This is a genomic window from Lysinibacillus sp. FSL W7-1291 (assembly GCF_038593415.1).
GTDB lineage: Bacteria > Bacillota > Bacilli > Bacillales_A > Planococcaceae > Lysinibacillus > Lysinibacillus fusiformis_D.
Map to the genome: position 1 here is coordinate 3,764,570 of NZ_CP151994.1, position 19,501 is coordinate 3,784,070.

16 protein-coding genes are annotated in these 19,501 nt (G+C 38.4%); 6 read left to right on the forward strand and 10 right to left on the reverse strand.

The features are described from left to right. Positions 1 to 168 precede the first annotated feature (168 nt). Genes yhaM through NST76_RS18270 form a run of 3 tightly spaced genes read right to left on the reverse strand, consistent with a single transcriptional unit; the run spans position 169 to position 5,208 of the window. Positions 169 to 1,104 (reverse strand): 3'-5' exoribonuclease YhaM, encoded by a 936-nt coding sequence (gene yhaM, locus NST76_RS18260; RefSeq protein ID WP_271910929.1) that lies wholly within the window; start codon positions 1,102 to 1,104, stop codon positions 169 to 171. After that, complete coding sequence (locus NST76_RS18265) at positions 1,101 to 3,989, reverse strand: AAA family ATPase (RefSeq protein ID WP_342544284.1); 2,889 nt, start codon at positions 3,987 to 3,989, stop codon at positions 1,101 to 1,103. Before NST76_RS18265 ends, yhaM begins: the two co-directional genes overlap by 4 nt. Before the next feature lie 4 nt (positions 3,990 to 3,993). Beyond that, positions 3,994 to 5,208 (reverse strand): DNA repair exonuclease, encoded by a 1,215-nt coding sequence (locus tag NST76_RS18270; RefSeq protein ID WP_089933905.1) that lies wholly within the window; start codon positions 5,206 to 5,208, stop codon positions 3,994 to 3,996. A gap of 247 nt (positions 5,209 to 5,455) precedes the next feature. Here NST76_RS18270 and NST76_RS18275 point away from each other — a divergent pair, with 247 nt between their 5' ends. Continuing rightward, positions 5,456 to 5,641, forward strand: coding sequence for a YhzD family protein (locus NST76_RS18275; protein ID WP_036075853.1), 186 nt, complete (start codon positions 5,456 to 5,458; stop codon positions 5,639 to 5,641). A 47-nt stretch (positions 5,642 to 5,688) separates the two neighbouring features. Here NST76_RS18275 and NST76_RS18280 read toward each other — a convergent pair whose 3' ends face one another. After that, positions 5,689 to 6,471 (reverse strand): enoyl-CoA hydratase, encoded by a 783-nt coding sequence (locus NST76_RS18280; RefSeq protein ID WP_342544285.1) that lies wholly within the window; start codon positions 6,469 to 6,471, stop codon positions 5,689 to 5,691. Positions 6,472 to 6,610: 139 nt separating this feature from the next. Here NST76_RS18280 and NST76_RS18285 point away from each other — a divergent pair, with 139 nt between their 5' ends. After that, positions 6,611 to 7,582, forward strand: coding sequence for a rhodanese-related sulfurtransferase (locus NST76_RS18285; RefSeq protein ID WP_036118065.1), 972 nt, complete (start codon positions 6,611 to 6,613; stop codon positions 7,580 to 7,582). A gap of 117 nt (positions 7,583 to 7,699) precedes the next feature. Here the strand turns inward: NST76_RS18285 and NST76_RS18290 are convergent, their stop codons facing one another. Further along, positions 7,700 to 9,349 (reverse strand): FAD-binding dehydrogenase, encoded by a 1,650-nt coding sequence (locus tag NST76_RS18290; RefSeq protein ID WP_036118069.1) that lies wholly within the window; start codon positions 9,347 to 9,349, stop codon positions 7,700 to 7,702. Positions 9,350 to 10,155: 806 nt separating this feature from the next. Here NST76_RS18290 and serA point away from each other — a divergent pair. The 3 genes from serA (at position 10,156) to NST76_RS18305 (ending at position 13,276) form a co-directional block, all read left to right on the forward strand. Beyond that, positions 10,156 to 11,763, forward strand: a complete 1,608-nt coding sequence (gene serA / locus NST76_RS18295; protein ID WP_036118072.1) for a phosphoglycerate dehydrogenase — start codon at positions 10,156 to 10,158, stop codon at positions 11,761 to 11,763. 96 nt (positions 11,764 to 11,859) lie between these two features. Continuing rightward, positions 11,860 to 12,363 carry an RNA polymerase sigma factor gene (locus NST76_RS18300; RefSeq protein ID WP_230593750.1) on the forward strand — a complete coding sequence of 168 codons (504 nt, stop codon included), beginning with the start codon at positions 11,860 to 11,862 and terminating at the stop codon, positions 12,361 to 12,363. Continuing rightward, the gene (locus NST76_RS18305) at positions 12,353 to 13,276 is read left to right on the forward strand and encodes a hypothetical protein (protein ID WP_340809440.1); all 924 of its coding nucleotides are present in this window, start codon (positions 12,353 to 12,355) and stop codon (positions 13,274 to 13,276) included. The genes NST76_RS18300 and NST76_RS18305 overlap by 11 nt, the downstream gene beginning before the upstream one ends. Positions 13,277 to 13,319: 43 nt before the next feature. Here the strand turns inward: NST76_RS18305 and NST76_RS18310 are convergent, their stop codons facing one another. The 5 genes from NST76_RS18310 to NST76_RS18330 form a co-directional block, all read right to left on the reverse strand. Then, positions 13,320 to 14,108, reverse strand: coding sequence for an HAD family hydrolase (locus tag NST76_RS18310; RefSeq protein WP_036118079.1), 789 nt, complete (start codon positions 14,106 to 14,108; stop codon positions 13,320 to 13,322). A 131-nt stretch (positions 14,109 to 14,239) separates the two neighbouring features. Next, positions 14,240 to 14,488, reverse strand: coding sequence for a DUF3006 domain-containing protein (locus tag NST76_RS18315; protein WP_342544288.1), 249 nt, complete (start codon positions 14,486 to 14,488; stop codon positions 14,240 to 14,242). Next, positions 14,475 to 15,665, reverse strand: coding sequence for an MBL fold metallo-hydrolase (locus NST76_RS18320; RefSeq protein ID WP_342544290.1), 1,191 nt, complete (start codon positions 15,663 to 15,665; stop codon positions 14,475 to 14,477). The genes NST76_RS18315 and NST76_RS18320 overlap by 14 nt, the downstream gene beginning before the upstream one ends. Positions 15,666 to 15,734: 69 nt before the next feature. Then, positions 15,735 to 17,081, reverse strand: a complete 1,347-nt coding sequence (locus NST76_RS18325; RefSeq protein WP_342544291.1) for a GntP family permease — start codon at positions 17,079 to 17,081, stop codon at positions 15,735 to 15,737. Continuing rightward, complete coding sequence (locus tag NST76_RS18330) at positions 17,082 to 18,221, reverse strand: glycerate kinase (RefSeq protein WP_036118091.1); 1,140 nt, start codon at positions 18,219 to 18,221, stop codon at positions 17,082 to 17,084. 164 nt (positions 18,222 to 18,385) lie between these two features. On the opposite strand from NST76_RS18330, the gene NST76_RS18335 reads away from it, so the two are divergent. Then, positions 18,386 to 19,483, forward strand: a complete 1,098-nt coding sequence (locus NST76_RS18335) for a sugar diacid recognition domain-containing protein (RefSeq protein WP_340809442.1) — start codon at positions 18,386 to 18,388, stop codon at positions 19,481 to 19,483. Positions 19,484 to 19,501 lie beyond the last annotated feature (18 nt).

The window sequence follows — 19,501 nt, forward strand, 5'->3', positions numbered from 1 at the left end:
CTATCATTTCTCTCTTTATTCTAAAATAAATACTAGCATTGGTACAATAGTTAGGTACTAAAATTACACATATGCATATTTAGACTTATCGAAATCAGTATAGGTTAGTCAATAAGCAACATCAATTATCAATTTCTCAACAGGTTAGGGGCTTAATCATATTACTTTTTAAATAGAAGGCTTATAGAATGAACGATTATCAAGTGGGAAAAGCCGCTCAGTAAATTCACCTGGTGTCGTTTTCCCTAATGCTCTTGTTAGCATGTTCATCTTCGCGTCTATATTATCAATATAATGTAAGATTTCCGCTTCTTGAAGCATCGGTTTTTTCGGACTCCCCCACTCTTCTTTCCCATGGTGAGACAATACCATATGCTGTAACAGCATGACTTCTTCGCCTTCAATTTCTAGCTCACTTGCAATTTTGGCAATTTCATTCACCATAATGGTAATGTGACCTAATAAATTGCCCTCCACTGTATACATCGTGGCAACAGGCCCAGACAACTCCACAACCTTGCCAATATCATGCAAAATAATGCCTGCATATAACAGGTCACGATTAAGTGTTGGATATAAATCAGCAATGGCTTTTCCTAGTTTGAGCATGGACACCATATGATCTAATAAACCAGACGCATAGTCATGATGGTTTTTAGTTGCTGCCGGAAAAACTAAGATGGCATCATAATGTTTTTTAATAGCCGCTCTTGTAATACGTGAGATATTTGGATTTTTAATATCAAAGAAAAATTGTGTCAATTCTTCATACAATTGTTCTTTTGGTGTTGCAGAGGATGGTACTAAATCATCGATCGCAATACCTTCCTCTGGCTTGGCAACACGAATAGATTTGATACGCAATTGATTCTTTCCTCTATAGTCGTGAATCTCTCCACCTACACGTACAATGGCCTCAGCATGATACATTTTTTCATGATCCTCATTTGTATCCCAGAGCTTTGCCTCAATATCTCCACTTTTATCTTGTAGTAATAGCGACATAAATGGCTTTCCAACGGTTGTAACACCTTTTGTCGCTTGTTTTATTAATAAAAATTGATCAACTGCTTCTCCAACTTGGAGCGTCGTAATCCCTTTCATGTTGACGCCACTCCCCTTTCATTTGCTAATGCTCCTATATCGACAATTTGCTCTTTCTGCCAATGTTTGAGCATTGTATCATGACAAGTAAAATATAAAATTTGACGTTCATATCCTACTTCTTTCATTAATTGTACCATTTTGTTTGTACGGTTTCGATCAAAATGGACAAATGGATCGTCCATAATAATTGGAAATGGAGCAGTGCTCACTAGTGTTTTTGCAAGGGCCAGACGTAATGCAATATAGGCTTGTTCTTTGGTAGCCTGAGATAATTCAGCCATTTGATAACGTAATCCTGCTACATCTTGTGCAACAAAATAACCTTCATCATGAATCGAAAGTTTATCGTATCTTCCCCCTGTTAGTAAACGGAAAATCGCATTCACCTCCACAAGGACATGAGGTAATTTTTCTTCACGTAGGCGGAATAATGTTTCGTGAATGGCTGTCGCAACAGCTTTTTTAGTTGCCCATTGCTCAATCAGCTGCTGCAATTCTGCTTTCTCCTGCTCAAACTGTTGTAGCAATTGCCCATACTTTTCATCATTTAATAGCTGATCTTTTTCAATGAGCAAAGCAGCACGTTGCGCAAGACATTGGTCGATCGCTAGCTGCGTTGAATTTTGCTCTTGTTCTAAAGCATGTATGTCCTCGTTAACAGTGTCCTCCACTAGACTCTCTCGCTGTGGAAGATTGAGTGAGGCGAGTTGAGCCTGAACCGTTTGTAACTCTGTCATGATGTTTTTTTGCTGCTCAAATTGCTCATACATTTCATAATAAGCCTGCTCGTTTGGAACTTGTGCTTCATTCAATAGCTCAGCCATTTCAGTTGTATAACGGTCCAGTTTTGATTGCCCACCATCCATTTTTATCTTCAGGCCAGCTAGCTGTTCTTTTGTTTGCTGTACTTGCTGTTGATGTTGTTGTGCTTCAAGGTAGGCTGTCCGTAAATACATATATATTTCCTGTTCATTATAGGCTCCCTCTAAAACCTGTTGAAGCTGTTTATAAATATGCTGCTTTTCTTTTTGAACTTCTTGCATAAGGCTTAGGGTACTATTTTTTTTAGCTGCTAGCTCTTGCACACTCCGAATACGCATAAATAATTCGGGCATTAACGTTCTGGCGATTGTTCCCTGTAATCGATAACGTTTTAAAAAATGCTGGAGTGTGTGAGTGGCTTCTTCAATCTCTATCTCAGCCTGTTGAATTTTATATTCAAGAGAAGCGTATTGCTGCTCCTTCTCCTTTTGCTGTTCATTGACGTGTACCCAACGATCTTCATATCTTTGCTTCTTTAATAGCACCGCTTGTACCGTCATTTCCTCCTGCTCTAACTCTCGAAGAAGGGAACTATGCTCTTTACTAGTAGGCTCATCCGCTTGTTTAACATATCGGATAAATAACAGAGTCAGCAATGATAAAACAGCTCCGATAATGGTCGTAACTATGTTTTTTTCAAATACACCATAAATCAATGACAATAAACCGATTAGCAGTACAAGCCAGCTAAAATAATGAGGTTGCTTTTGTTTACTACGTTGCGATTTGACCGCACGTAATTGCTCAAGCTTACGCTTTTGTTGGGGCCACTGTGCTAAAATATGTTCTTCTTCATTTGTTAATGACTCTTGCATGAGCCGTTGCTTTTGTTTGGCAATTGTCTCTAATTCTAGATGGACTTGCTCTAGTGAGCGTAGATGAAACTTTAGCTCGTCCTCTGCCTCCTCCAATTTACTTAATTGAAGCTGAAATTGTTGTTCCTGCTGGAGTGAAACCGTTTCTTCGAGAAGATTCTCCTGTGCCTCTGTCTCGAGTACGCCTAATAAACGAAACTGTGCTTTCATTTCTTGCTCAAACATAAAGAGATCATCATGTAAATTTTGCTCCTTCACCATCAGCTGATGCCACGTTGCCTCTTTTTGCATAAGACGAGCCATTTCATTGACCGTATGCTCATCCGCTATGGTAAGTACTTGATTTTGTAATGTTTGATATTGCTCCTTTAATTGCATTAGCTGCTGACTTTCGTGTAATAGACGATCCTTTAATTGCTCATAGCGTCTTATACCTTCTGGCGGAAACTGTACATGTTGATAATTGACCAGTGTCTGCTGTAAAATCTGTTGCTGTTTGAGGAGAGGAAGTGCCTGCTTTTGAATCGTTAACTGCTGCCATTGTTGTTGCAGCAGTTTTTTCGTACTATAAAGCTTTTCTAGATTATGCTCAAGTAGTTGTAATTGCTTTAATTTGTCCTCAAATGTTAGAATCTTTCCCTGCTCCTGTTTAATCGTACGCTCAAGCTGCTTTAATTGCTCAACCTTTTGATTAATTACGGGTACTTTACCTGTTTTTTTAAACAGCTCATTTGCCTCTTTCTCCATCTTCTTTTCAAGAGCTGATAAATGTTGAACCCCCGTTGTGCCAGAAGCTAGTAGCAAATGGGTTAGCTCCTCCTCTGACATTTTTTCAATGCCCTGTAGCTCGTGCAATGAAAATGAAAAAATGGATTCAAAGGACGTTCTAGAATACCCATATAAAAGCTTAGTTAATAGTTCCTCGTGTCCCATTGTCCCATCCTCTAGATAAACAGAAACATCGCCCGCTGCCTTTCCTTTCACACGTTCAATAGTGCACTGGCCATAAATAGGATGCACGAGTGTGAGCTGACCACCATATTTCGTCGAAACTTTTGGTTCATATTTGCGCTGTGCCTGCTGCCGTATAGGGAAACCAAAGAGCATTTGTAGTATAAACTGCTGAATCGTCGTCTTTCCTGCTTCATTTAATCCATAAAAAATAGTGACACCCTCATTTAAGGAAATGGTGATGTTTTCATGCTTACCAAAGCCATATATTTGGATTTTTTGTATAGTCAGCATGTGATCACGCCCTTTGAATTTCTTCTGCCAATAATGCCTGTGCATTTTGCGTTAAGTTTTCAATATCCTTGTCACTTAGTGGCTCTATCAGCCTTGCACCACCAGCATATTGGTATAAATCTTTTAGAATATCTTTCCATTCATTACTGTCCCACTGCTCCATTAAGCTGACAACGGATTGAGTTGCTGCTGTCTGCTCATAAAGACTTGCTGTCTTCTGCAATACCAACTTTTGTACCCAACACATCGGCTCAATGCCTTCCTCCGTCTCTCGCACAGTATCTAACCATGCATCTACAGTTGCGTGTGCAAATAAAGCTTCCGTTTGTTCATCAATGTTTTGCAGGTGAAGCTCAACTACTGATGCCCCGTACTTCGTCCTATTCGTTGTGATCGCTTCCGAACATCTTTTTAGTAATTCATTGGCATGTACAACATTCGTACAATCCACTTCTATCGTGTTATAAACGACAGTAGATGTAGGGATAAAATCTAGCTCATTCGATGTTTGGGATAACGTCACGTCATAAAAGCCTTTCAGTCCTTGTTCTTTACGATGTCGACTTTGAATATTGCCTGGATAAACAATGGGAGGGTTTTGATGTAAAAGCTGTCGTTTATGAATATGTCCCAAAGCCCAATAATGATAGTTCTTTTCTATCAACTGCTGCTTAGTGAAAGGGGCGTAAACATCATGGGTCGTGTTGCCTGCCTCACTGCCGTGTAGCATACCAATATGAATGGCATGCTGATCCTGTGCAATTGGATAACTTTCAATAACTGATTCCTTTAAATGGCGTTCATGATAGCTGAAACCATATATATTTACTTGCTGGCCTCGGATTTTTAATTGAACCACGGTCGTTTCCGCTGGTAGTTCATAGACATTGCTTGGCAAAGCAAAGCGTGTCCAAGTGCCATTTAAATGATCGTGGTTACCATAGCTCACAATTACAGGGATGTTGTGTTGGAAGAGCTTTTCCATTGCATCCTGAAATCTTCGTTGTGCTTGCAAGCTACGATTTTCACCATCATAAATATCTCCAACAATTAATATAAAATCAGGTTTCTCTTGAATTGCTTTATGGATCATTTTATCGAATGCTTCAAAAGTACTCGACCTAATGTTCTTTAAAATGTGCTCAGGTAATCCAAATAAACCTTTAAATGGACTATCTAAATGTAAATCTGCCAAATGAAAAAAACGAATTGCTGTCATCCAATCACCTCAAATAGTAGATAATTATCGCCTCTGTACCGTAATATGTTCACTAAACAAAACCGAATATTTGTTCTATTTTATCATAGTTCACGTTTTATGAAAAATGGTATTACATAAAAAACAGCATTGCCTTACTTTTTCCACAATTTTCGTAATTTATCAAAAAATTCACTAGTTTTACCGTGAAGTTTATAAATCTTCTATGTATAATAGAAATATATTTAAGTAAAAGGGTGGGGTTTGTATGGAGAATTATCGTTTTACAGCTTTTGAAAAAACAGGGGAAACATTATTTGATGAAACTTGGACATTTGAAAATGATGAGGCTGCTAAACTAAACGGACAACAACAAATTGAGGAAAAAGGTGTTGCCGACAAAACTCATCGTCTTGTAAACGCTTCGGGTAAATTAATTTTATTCCATGTTTAGTGGCTAAAAGGCACGTAGTCAATGTTGCTACGCGCCTTTTATGATTGTTATTTTCCTACAAAGACAGGCATTCTTTTCTCTACAAATGCATGAATGCCTTCTAGATGATCTGTTGTTTTACGCATAGCGGATTGCCCCTCTGCTTCTAAAGCTAGGATATTTTCTAGCTGAGGCAAATTTTGAGCATGTAGAATTTTTTTCGTTGTAATCATGGAAGAAATAGGTGACGCAAGCATTTTACCAACAAGCTGATCTGCCATGGCAAATACAGTACCCTCTGGTGCAATAAAGTCAATAAGCCCTTCATCTAATGCTTCTTTTGCTGTTAATACCTTCCCCTCCCAAATCATCTGTTTCGCTTTAACAGTCCCCACACGTTCCTTCATGAAGAAATGACCACCTCCATCTGGGATTAGTCCTATTCCAATGAAATTCATAGCTAGCTTACTATTTTCACAAGCCACAACTATATCTGCCCCAAGTGTTAGACTAAACCCTAGACCTGCCGATGCACCATGAACAGCCGCAATCACAATCATTGGTAACTGATAATACGCTTTCACAATACGTGAAAGATAGACCATTGCCTCATCAATATTTAATGGTTTATTTTCATCTAACATAGCCTTGATATCGCCACCCGCAGAAAAGACTTTTCCTTCTCCACGAATAACAAGCACCTGTATATTTTGTTCCTGTTGGAGAGTCTCAAAGCATTCTGCGAGTTCTCGCATCATAACATCATCCATAGCATTCATCGCCTGCGGACGATTCAATGTTAACGTTGCACGACGTTCTAATTTTTCTAAAGTAATCGTTGAAAATTCCATCTCTATTACCCCCAAATATGAATAGTCATTCACTATGTACTATTCGTGTTTTTTTAGAAAACTCCTTCTACTCTAAGCAAAATTGCTCTTGTTATGCTATATTAAAGGACGAATATTGAGTTAAAGGTGGTAACGTATTTTGATACAGAAGGACTATCGTGTATTACTTTATTATAAATATATTACAATTGAAGACCCTGTAGCATTTGCAGAAGAACATTTAGCATTATGTAAAGAAATTGGACTTCTTGGACGTATTTTAGTAGGCTCTGAAGGCATTAATGGCACCGTTTCTGGTACCGTTGAGCAAACAGATGCTTATAGGAATCATATGAAGGCAGATGCTCGTTTTAGTGATATTATGTGGAAAATCGATGAGGTGGAAGGACATACCTTTAAGAAAATGCATGTACGTCCTCGTCAGGAAATTGTCCATTTAGGTTTGGAGCATGATATTAATCCTTTGGAAATCACAGGCGATTATTTATCGCCTAAAGAATTTATGGAACAAATGCAAGAAGAGAACACTGTGATTATCGACGCCCGAAATGACTATGAATATGATATTGGTCATTTCAAAGGTGCTGTACGACCTGATATTGAAACCTTCCGTGACCTTCCAGCTTGGATGGAAGCACATAAAGAAGATTTTTCAGATAAAAAGATTTTAACTTACTGCACAGGTGGTATTCGCTGTGAAAAATTCTCTGGTTGGCTAAAACGTGAAGGCTATGGTAAAAGTGTTGGTCAATTACACGGTGGTATTGCAACCTATGCAAAAGATCCTGAAGTAAAGGGCCAGCTATGGGATGGTCAGATGTTTGTTTTTGACCGTCGTCGAAGTGTACCGATTAATCAGGTTGAGCATGTCATCGTTGGGAAGGATTACTTCACAGGTGAACCTTCTGAACGTTATACAAACTGTGCAAACCCTGAATGTCATAAATTAATGTTATGTGAGGAAAAACACGAAGCATTTTATATGCGTAGCTGTTCAGATGATTGCCGCCGTGCAGAACGCAATTTCTTTGTCGAAGAGAATGGTTGGACGAAGGAGCAGGTTGAGGAGCAAATTGCTAAGATTGCAGAGATTCAAAACGCAAATCGTTAATACTTGGTGAGATAGGGTTTAGCCGTGTGCGTAAATGGTCTAAACCTTAAAATAGTAAGCCATCTACTAGCCCATCCAAAAAGAGCATCGTCCTGATGAACGATGCTCTTTTTCTTATTATTCCTGCGCTAAATAGCGCCCAACCTGCCGTCCACTAAATAAACAGCCTCCGACAAATGTCCCTTCTAAAGCACGATAGCCATGAACACCCCCGCCACCGAAGCCACTTACTTCACCAGCAGCAAATAAACCTGGTATAGGTTGACCATCCATACCCAACACCGCACCATTTAAATTTGTTTGTAAGCCACCCAAGGTTTTCCTAGTTAGAATGTTTAAACGTACGGCAATTAATGGCCAATTTTTAGTATCTAGAATTTTATGTGGTTTGGCAACACGCACTAATTTATCTCCAATATAATGCCTTGCCCCATGAATAGCGTTAACCTGTAAATCCTTCGTAAACTTATTGTCCATTTCTCGATCCCTTGCCAAGATTTGCTCTTTCACTTTCATGAAATCCAGTAGCTCATTCCCTGCTAGTTTATTCATGCCTTCTACTAGTTCTTTTAAATCATGTGCAATCACAAAATCTTCGCCATGATTTTTAAAAGCTTGGATAGGGGCTGGTGGACCTGGCATTATACGCTTAAGCACATCACTAATGCTTTTGTTTGTTAAATCTGGGTTTTGTTCTGAACCAGATAGTGCAAATTCCTTCTCAATAATTTTTTCCGTTAAAATAAACCAAGAGTAATCATAACCTGTTTTTTGAATTGCCTCTAACGTACTGAGCGTATCAAAGCCTGGGAAGTTGGGTGCATGGAATCGATTACCTTCTGCATCAAACCATAAGGAGGAAGGCCCTGGTAAAATACGAATGCCATGGTTGGGCCAAATTGGATCCCAATTTCTTAATCCCTCTGTGTAATGCCACATGCGATCGCGGTTTACAATACGTCCTCCAGCATGTTCTGTGATTTCTAGCATTCTCCCATCAACGTAAGCTGGCACACCACATACCATATTTTTAGGAGGAGTCCCAAGTCGTGCAGGCCAATTTTTTCTTACTAAATCAAAATTAGCCCCAATACCGCCACTTGCTACAATCACGGCATCGGCTTCGTAGGAAAATTCGCCAATCCCCAATCTCGAACTTTTTTCACCTCGATTAATAAAGGTTTCTGCTAGCACTGTTCCACTGATTCCTGTAATTGTTCCATCATGTTGTATAAATTCATCCACACGATGTCTTGGTCTAAAATCGATAAATCCATCTTTCATAGCTTGCTTTACTTTATTTACAAACGGCTTTACTATGCCAGGACCAGTTCCCCATACAATATGAAATCTTGGTACAGAATTGCCATGTCCTCCCGCTAAAGAGCCTCCCCGTTCTGCCCATCCAACCACAGGGAAAAATTTGATACCTTTTGACTTTAACCAGTCATATTTTTCACCTGCAGCAAAATCAACATAGGCTCTGGCCCATTTATAAGCCCAGGAATCCTCATCTTCTAAACGATCAAAGCCTGCAGTTCCTTGCCAATCTTGCCACGCCAGTTCTTTACTATCTTTAATTCCAAGCCTTCGCTGCTCTGGAGAATTTACTAAAAATATCCCACCAAAAGACCAATATGCCTGTCCCCCTATTGAATTTTCAGGCTCTTGATCTACTAAAAGAACTTTTTTCTTTGCATCGATTAACTCACAAGCAGCAACTAAACCCGCAAGTCCAGCACCAACTATTGCAACATCGTACTGCATTTTTACACCCCCAAATCAAATCATCCTTAACTAACATTCTTCTCTCACAGCCTGTTTACCTTCTAAAATCTAATTTTTTGTCTAAAATGTGACAAGCGAAAATGTTCGCTTTCTTACACTAAAATCATCAAGGAATAGCATAAATCATCTAATTTATTCCATTTAATTACCATATAATTTTTTAACCGTAAACTACATGGAACACTGATACTATCGCACTTTTCAAATATCGTTAACGCTTTCATTGTATCCTCCAAAAAGACGAATATTAAACACTAAGAAAACAAATAATGTTCGTTTTTAGTTATTATTCAGACTTTTGAAGTCTATATTTTTTAAGTTTTTCAGAAATATCGTTGACAAAGGTGAACAATAGGGATTATGATGTTAACAAATTTAATCACACAAAATATAACGACGGAGACATACTAGTCACAAGAAAATCCAAAGAGAGCTGATGGTTGGTGTAAATCAGTGATTTCTACGATAATAGTTCCACTCCAGAATAGATAAGCCGAACAACTTAACAGTAAGCTTATCCGTCCCATGCGCGTTACGCATATAGCTAAGACTGCCAGAATAAATTTTCCAGCAGTGATTAAGGGTGGTACCGCGAACCAATGTTTATTCAGCCTTTCGCCCCTTACAACACAATAACTGTGTCTGTAAGGCGTGGAAGGCTTTTTATATTGTTTTCGATTTAGAAAGGAGATCGTTTGCATGCTGTAAGATGTTCGAATTTTACAAATTTCAGACTGTCGTAGATAAATCCACAACCCATATTTATTAAAAAGGAGCTAATTATAATGACTACTGCAACAAAAAACATTAACGTATTTATCGCTGATCCACTAAGTGAGGATGGTATTTTCCCATTACGTCAGGAGCAAGATTTAGATTTAAACATTATTGTAGACACTGGTCTTGCACCAGAACAATTAATCGCTAAAATTGCAGATGTGGATGTATTACTTGTTCGTTCTCAAACAACTGTGACACGTGAAGTGATCGAAGCAGCTAAAAACTTAAAATTAATTGGTCGTGCTGGTGTGGGTGTCGATAATATTGACCTTGCTGCTGCTACTGAACATGGCATTATCGTTGTCAACGCACCAGATGGTAACACAAACTCAGCTGCTGAGCATACAATCGCAATGATGACTTCACTTGCCCGTCATATTCCACAAGCTTTTAATACATTAAAAAATGGAAAATGGGATCGCAAATCTTATGTTGGTGTTGAGCTAAAAAATAAAACGTTGGGTGTTGTAGGCTTTGGACGAATCGGTGTTGAAGTAGCTTATCGTGCAAAAGGTCAACGTATGAATGTTATGGCATACGATCCTTTCCTAACAGATGAACGTGCAAAAGAATTAGGTGTAACAAAAGCAACAGTTGAAGAAATTTGCGAAGCAGCAGATTTCATTACAGTTCATACACCACTTCTTCCTGAAACACGTAATCTTATTAATAAAGAAAAATTTGCGATGATGAAAGATGGCGTGCGTATCATTAACTGTGCACGTGGTGGAATTATCAATGAAGATGATTTATATGATGCAATCGTAGCAGGAAAAGTAGCTGGTGCTGCCCTAGATGTATTTGTTTCTGAACCAGCAACAGATCATAAGCTACTGACATTACCACAGGTAATCGCAACGCCTCACTTAGGTGCATCGACAATTGAAGCACAAGAATCTGTTGCGGTTGATGTATCAAACGACATCATTAAATTTTATAAAACAGGTACCGTAACAAACCCTGTAAACATGCCATCTATTCCGAAAGAGCTTCTTGCACAAGTTGAGCCTTTCTTTGAATTAGCTGAAAAACTTGGTTCATTCCTATCACAATTAACAACAGAGCCTGTAAAAGAAATCAACCTATCTTATGCTGGTGAAGTAGCAAACTATGATGTACGTCCATTAACTTCAAATGCACTAAAAGGCTTATTAGCAAAAAATCATGGTAATCATGTAAATGATGTCAATGCCCGTTACTTATCTGAACGTATCGGCATGAAAATTAATGAGCACAAAACAACAACTGCTAAAGGCTTTACAAGCTTAATTACAATTGAAATTATTACTGCTAATGAAACGCATACAGTAGCTGGTACATTATTAAACGGTTTAGGTGCACGTATCGTAAAAGTAGAAGACTATGTTGTGGACGTCATTCCACAAGGTCACCTTCTTTACATTAAAAATACGGACAAACCAGGTGCAATTGGCCGTGTAGCAACAAAGCTTGCAGAAAAAGAAATCAATATCGCAACAATGCAAGTTGGCCGTGCACAGGTTGGTGGTACAGCGGTTATGATGCTAACGGTTGATAATGTTGTAACTGAAGAAGATTTAGTTTTTGTAGCACAGCTTGAAAACATTGATGAGGTAAAAGCCATTAACCTATAATTAATCATAACAAGAAGCAGGGAGTCTCTACTCTCTGCTTTTTATTTTGGTAAAATGATACTTTTCTAAGGGTTCTTCGTCTTTAAAGAAAAGGAGGTGTACAGCTTGAAGATAGAAGAAATATTTTACTTACATAACCACACCATTTTTAAATACTTATATTACTTACTAAATGATGAAAAATTAGCGGAGGATTATACACAGGAAACCTTTGTCCGTTATTTGAAACATCACCAAACAATAAAAGAAGGAGCCGATCTCGCTTGGTTGCGGTGCACTGCACGTAACCTTGCCTATGATCATTATCGTCGAAAAAGGATAATTCAGTTTGTCCCTTTTTTACAACAGCATGAAGAACAAGCGTCACCTTCTCCTCATCAATGGCTGATGCAACAAGAAGATGCCAAGATGCTATATCTTGCTATTCGTAAACTAAAAATCACCTATCGTGATGTAATCATTCTGCGCAAAATAGAGGGACTATCCATCGAGGAAACCTGCACTATCCTTGGCTGGAATGAGGGAAAAGTAAAAAACACATTAAAACGAGCACTCATCGCATTAAAAAAACAGTTAGGAGGTGAGATGGATGAAGAATGATAAGAAGACATGGCAACACTTAGATGATTTAATGTTATCTGATCAGCAGCAAAAAAAATTATTACGCAATATGACAGAGCCCTCAGTAATTAATAAACAAAAGACTAAAAATAGATGGAAAATTCCTTCTGTGTCATTGCTATTTATAGTAGTTCTTTCTATATTACTATTATCTTTTGTTCAAAGTCCTACTAATTCTCCTACAACAATGGATTCCTCCAAAGCAATCCAACGAATCTATTTAAAGGAGAATATGAACAAGGAAACCTTTATAGCACAGGATTCTTGCCTTTATGTTCCTCAGCAATGCTATGCTCATGCAAAGGCTATCACACAGCTACAACAAAATTGGGACAACGCTTCTCCTGTAACAATATCCGCTAGTCAGTGGAAAAGTGGTACTATCTATGATATTTTGATTCTCTATAATGACCGTACACAAGAGAAATGGAAGGTACTCAATAACAAGATTTTCTTCAATGTTGAAACACAGCAAGCCTTTCTGATTGAAGAGTCATTTGACTCACTACGCTATTTTTATGATGAGAAGCGGTCGACGAAACTTATTATTGGGAACATTTTCATCCTACTTATGCATTTCATACTGTGGATTGCTAAAAAAAGAATGCCTTATACAGAACGTCGCTTTTTTGCTGCGACAGTTGAGCATGCCATTGCCAATGCCATCATGCTCGTGTTGTTTGGAGGTATTTCATTTGTTATCTATCTTGTACACCATACTATTCATGCAGTAATTATTTATGGCCTTTTCTCACTCTACTCCTTTATGCAAATCTATTATCGTAAAAAGGCTGGTGAACCTCAGGGTTACTTAATAGCTAGCGCTCTTGTCCAGCTTTGTATAGCTATAGCTTTTACATGTTTATATCTTGGACTAAATGTCTATTTTTAACAAAAAATGTACTGACTCCATGAGGGATCAGTACATTTTTATATTATAGCTTATTTACAAGCTCCATCAATGCTGTCAAAGAGTCTACCTCATAGGAAGGTATCACAGCACCATCAGCAATATGGTTTTCACGATTAATCCATACATTGCGCATACCCACACGTGATGAGCCTAAAATATCGGTATTCAAATTATCACCAACCATAATGGCCTCATCAGCGGTAATTCCTACTTTTTCCATAACATATTCAAAAATGGACGCATCCGGCTTCCCTTTACCAAAGTCTCCCGAAATAATAATGTGATCAAAATAGGGGGCAATTTCTGGAGTGATTTCTAGTTTTAAGTTTTGCAGACTTGGTGCACCATTTGTTAGCAAGACAAGCTGATATTTTCCTTTTAATTCATCTAACACCGCAAAAGTATCTTCGTATAAAAATGGCGCTACTTTACGCTCGGCTACAAAGCGCTCTCCTAGCTCGGCTCCAAACGCTGTATCCTCAATACCAAGAGCAGCTAACCCTTTTGTCCAAGCCGCTGCACGATAACTAGGAACAATTTCTTTCATTTTTTTGAAAGAATCTGTAGCGTCATCAAAAGTTCCCCAAAGACCTTCAAACGGATTAATACCAATTAAAACGGTATAATCATATGTTTCATAACCTTCATATAAAGCACGTGCCTCTCGACGAACCGCTTCCTCTAGCTCAGCAGGGTTCACATGATGTACTGTTGCAGCATAGTCACATGTTTTTTCAAATGCTGTTTTGACCGATTTTTTATCCCATAGTAATGTATCATCTAAATCAAAAATAATTGTATTTATCGACATTTTGTCCGCTCCTAGCTCACGATTAATACTACTATTTTAGCATATTTTCAAAATATTTAGGATAACAAATTATGTACAATTCCTCTATCTAAAAACAAGCTGTGCGTCAAATCTTCACAGCTTGTCATTTATTAATTATGTTTATTACGCAAACGGTTCATTAAACTTTGAATGTCTGCTCTTTTTTGTTGTGTTTCATCTTGTAAAATTTCAATATAGTAAATGCCATCTTTTTCTTCTATCTGCACACGATCACCTACTTGCACTGGCTTGTTCATGGCTGACTGTGAAATAATGAGTTGTTCCTCTTCCTCTGGAAACATTAAGAAAATCGCATAGCCATCTTCAATACGGTCTAATGTGTATTTACTCGATCTCACTGACAAGTTCCCCTTTCTCATTGCATAATTGCGCAGCATCTCCATCATTTAACCAAATCTGTTTAGTTGTCCATTTCAAATAATTTTGCCCTTCTCTTGCATTAGCTCCACTTGTAATATAAATTATTTTCCCTGGTTGTAAAGTGAGATTTGGAAAATTAAACACTTGATTCCCTTCAATTGAAACAAGCTGCCAATCCTTTAAAGAAACAGCTTGTTGTCCATTATTTTTAATGCCTACAATTTCAGTAACTAAATCCTTGCTGACGATCTCAATAGCTGGAGCGGATACTTCTATTTCGGTAGGTTTTTTGCTAGTTTCCACTTTAGAAGTTTCCTTCCCATTCACTGTATAGTTTACCCCATCTGTGGATACTGTAATCGTTCCTAAATCCGCTGTGGCATAGATTTTACTACCAATAGCCTGCAAACGATCTACTACTTCTGCATGTGGATGGCCATATTTATTATCTTCCCCGTAACTTAATATCGTGACTTCTGGTTTTACAGCCCGAATGAATTCCTGTGAGCTACTTGTGTTAGAGCCATGATGCCCTGCCTTCAGAACAGTTGCTGTTACATCATACTGCAGCATTTCTTTTTCTAATGCTACTCCAGCATCTCCTGTTAATAAAAAAGAGACATTGCCATAAGTCATTTTTAAAACAATGGAAGCATCATTATTATCTGATGCCTGCTCATTCGCATTCAATACTTTCACAGTTACATCCTTATCAAACTCAATAGTTTCACCTGTTTTTGGCACATAATAAGGGATATTTTTTTCATCAATTAGTGTCAGCATTTCTTCAAAGGTTTGGGATGTATGTACTTTACCCGAATCATAAAATTGCTCAATCGTAAGTGAATTTAACACAGGAATGAGACCGCCAATATGATCTGCATCTGGGTGTGTCGCTACAACTACATCGAGCTTGCTCACTCCAAGTTCCTTTAAATAAGAGACAATCTGCTGCCCTGCACCTTTCACTCCTCCATCCACAAGCATTGTTTTACCATTTGGTGATTCAATCAATATGGAATCCCCTTGACCCACATCAATAAAATGAACGCGCATATCATGACCAGCCGTTACAGCCATTTTCTCTGGCTTGATTGCCTCAGTACAGCCTGCTATTAAAAAAATACAAAGGAGCAATACTATTATCTTTTTCATCAACTAACTTCCTTTCTCTTTTTCTATTATACAAAAAGAGAGCTAGCCATGGGCCGCTCTCCTTCTTCTTTAAACGAATATCCACCATAAAATCATCGTAATTGTAATTGTGACAAGACCCTGCAATAAAGTTGCGACCGTTTGTGCTTTATAGGCCTGTGTGACTTCCATGCCACTATACTGTGTAATTACCCAGAAAAAGCTGTCGTTCACATGACTAACTGTCATTGCTCCAGCACCAATTGCCATCACCACTAATGCTAACGGTACCGCTCCCTCAATTCCTAATGTTACAAGCATTGGCGCTACTAAAGTAGAGGTGATCACAAGTGCCGTTGTGGAAGAACCTTGAGCTGTTTTCAATGCTGCCGCTACAATAAATGGCACAAGAAGGAATAATGTACCTGATGCAAACATGCCTAAATCCATTTCCTGAAGCATTTCTCCAACACCAGCATTTTTAATAACAGTTCCAAATGAACCGCCAGCTCCTGTAATAAGTAAAATAGGAGCCGCTTCTTTTAAGCTATCACCAATCCAGCCCGTTAATGTCGTTTCACTAATTTCAGGTAATAATAAAAATGCCGATGCTACACCTAAAAATAAAGCTACTGTTGGTGAACCTAAAAATTTAAAGATTGTATTGAATGTCGATTCTGTATCACCAACTAATGCTGCTATAGAACCTAGACCAATTAACACAATTGGTAAAACGATTGGCAAAAAGGCTTTAAATGTTGACGGCATTTTGCCAAAAGATTTAATCACTTCCTCATAATCTAATGCCTCTACCTCATCTTCGGGTACTCGAATCTTTGTCGCCACTTTCACCGACCATAGATAACCTATAAATGTCGCTGGTATCGCTACTAATAAACCAATGACAATGACCGTTCCTAAATAATCCGCAGCACCAATATTCCCTGCTGCTGCAATAGGTCCTGGAGTTGGTGGCACTAATACATGTGTAGCAAATAAGCCTGTTGCTAAAGCTACTGCCATTGAAGCAATTGTGACATTTGCTCGCTTTGCCAATGATTTTTGTAAGCTGGATAAAATAATAAAGCCTGAATCACAAAACACTGGAATGGACACGATATAGCCAATTAAAGACATCGCTAATTGAGGACGCTTTGGCCCTACAATTCTTAACACGACTTCCGCCATTCGATAGGCAGCACCTGACTTTTCTAATATTAAGCCTATAATCGTACCAGCGATAATAACTAAGCCAATGCTTGTCATCAAGCCACCAAATCCAGTATTAATGCTTTCAACGACTGATAATAATGGCATCCCTGATGCCATTCCAACAAAGAAAGCACTAATTAATAGCGCTAAAAACGGGTGAAGCTTTAACTTAGCCGTCCCCAGTACAACAAATAATACCCCTATTAAAATAATGATGAACAACATCTAGTCATCCCCCTTTTGTATGGTACGCTCAATCAATCTCTTAGTTTTTAAGCGAATATAGTGCGTAGGATCTTGCATCGCCTGCTGCACACTAGTCTCCTCATCTACTAAAGATTCGACAACTGAAAAATACTCTTGCAGAGCTGCCTTTGCCTTTCCATCGATTCCTCCTGATAATAACAATGCCTCTACCTTAGCAAGTCTAGCAGCCTTTGCCACACCCAATGGTGCCTTACCATGTAATGTTTGTAGATCGGATTTACCTTCTCCTGTTATCACAAACTGTGCCTCTACTAAATGTGCCTGAAGCTGTACAGCATCTAATACAATATCAATCCCTGCATAAAATGTTCCATTTAAAAATGCGATTAAAGCACCACCCATTCCCCCAGCAGCTCCCGCACCTTTATAATCATGCAGCCGAATGGAAAATTGGGCTTCAACAATATCTGCAAAATGCTTTAAACAGCGATCAAATTCGGCAATCTGCTGTTTTCGGACACCTTTTTGTGGACCAAAAATGGCTGTTGCCCCTCGTTCACCAATGAGCGGATTATCAACATCACAGGCTATTGTAAATGTCGCCTCGGCTAATCTAGCATCTAGCTGGCTAATATCTATAACATTTAATTTCACTAAATTAGAAACTCCAGCCTCTAGCTCTGAACCATCCTCCGTCATTAATCGAACGCCTAATGCCTGTAACATTCCAATCCCAGCATCATTCGTGGCACTTCCACCAATGCCGATAATAAACTTTCTATAGCCTTGATCGAGTGCGGCTTTAATTAACTGGCCAGTGCCATAAGATGTAGCTAGCTCTGGATTTTTCTCATTATCTTGTAGCAGCATAATGCCAGATGCTTGGGCCATTTCTATAACACATGTTACTTGATCCCCCAACACTCCATATTGAGCCTGAATTGCCCTTCCCAATGGATCTAGGACGTTTACAGAAAAATATTGACCTTCTGTAGAGGCAATCAGTGATTGTAGCGTGCCTTCTCCCCCATCTGCAACTGGTAATACGATTGTTTCAATCGATTGATCCGCATCCAGGATTCCTTCCTGCATTGATTTTGCTACTTCAACTGCTGACAGAGTACCCTTGTAGGAATCTGGACTAATGATGACCTTCATGCTATACCTCCACTTATGTCGTCCATTGACATTTACGTAAATTTTCATATCCTAAGTTAAGCGCTTACAATTTATTATAATGACAATAAATTCAGAAAACATTATAATGGGTGTACAATTTAACTGTCCTATAACAGGCTGTTTTTTATGCGAGGTGTATAAACATGTTGACGAAAAAATTAGCAGAAGAAATCGTACATCAAACGATGCTACGTTTGCGCCACAATATTAACGTCATTAGCCCAAGTGGCGTGATTTTAGCCTCTGGCGATAAAATGAGGGTGGAAAATATTCATGAAGGTGCCCTTCATGTGACACAAACAAAAGAGACATTAATTATTAACGAAGAAAATATCGAGCAGTATCCGAACACAAAACCAGGCATTAATATGCCAATCATGTATCAGGATGAAGTAGTAGGGGTTATTGGCATCACAGGAGAGTCTGAGGATATGTTTGAAATTGCCAATCTTGTACAACTCACAACAGAAATTATGACACACCAAGCCATTGTTGAATCTAAAAGTGAATGGCAACGAAAAAATAATGATTATATATTTGAAGCACTTGTTCATGGTAGTAAGTTAGATGCAGCCTTAAATGAACGAATTCAAAAATTACCCTTTGCTCTAAAAGCTCCCTTTCAAGTGATTTTAGTGAGCTTTAATGAGACATCTTACGTAGAAAATTCAATTCCCCTCTTTTTTGAGGATTTATTTTATAAACAGCCTATTCTTGCCGGCCATAGCCAATTGCAAGAATACTATATTCTGCTGACAAATTGTGAAGAACAGAGTTGTCGTCCCATTATCAAAGCGCTACGCAAACAGAAACAGAAGCTGCCTTCCCTTCAAATAGGTATTGGTCCTGTTGTGCAACATGTATCACAGCTTCCCTATAGCTACCAAGGCGCTAGAACAGCCCTAGAATTTGCAACAGTCCAGAATGAATTAACCTTTTTTGAAGATGTCGAGTTATTTTCTCTTTTTAAGCCTCGAGAATCAGAAGAAGTACAAGCATTTCATCATCGTATACTGAAAAATATGGATGCTAAACAGTTGGAAACATTACAATCATTTTTTGACTGTAATTTACAATTAAAGCTTTGTGCACAACAACTGGCTATTCATCGTCATACGCTTACCTACCGATTAAATAAAATAAGAGAAATGACAGGCTACGACCCACAATATTTCGAGGATGCCGTTATTTTAAAAATGGCCTGTACATTGCGAACACTACAAATAATGAAGGCAACCTGAACAACGCAGATTGCCTTT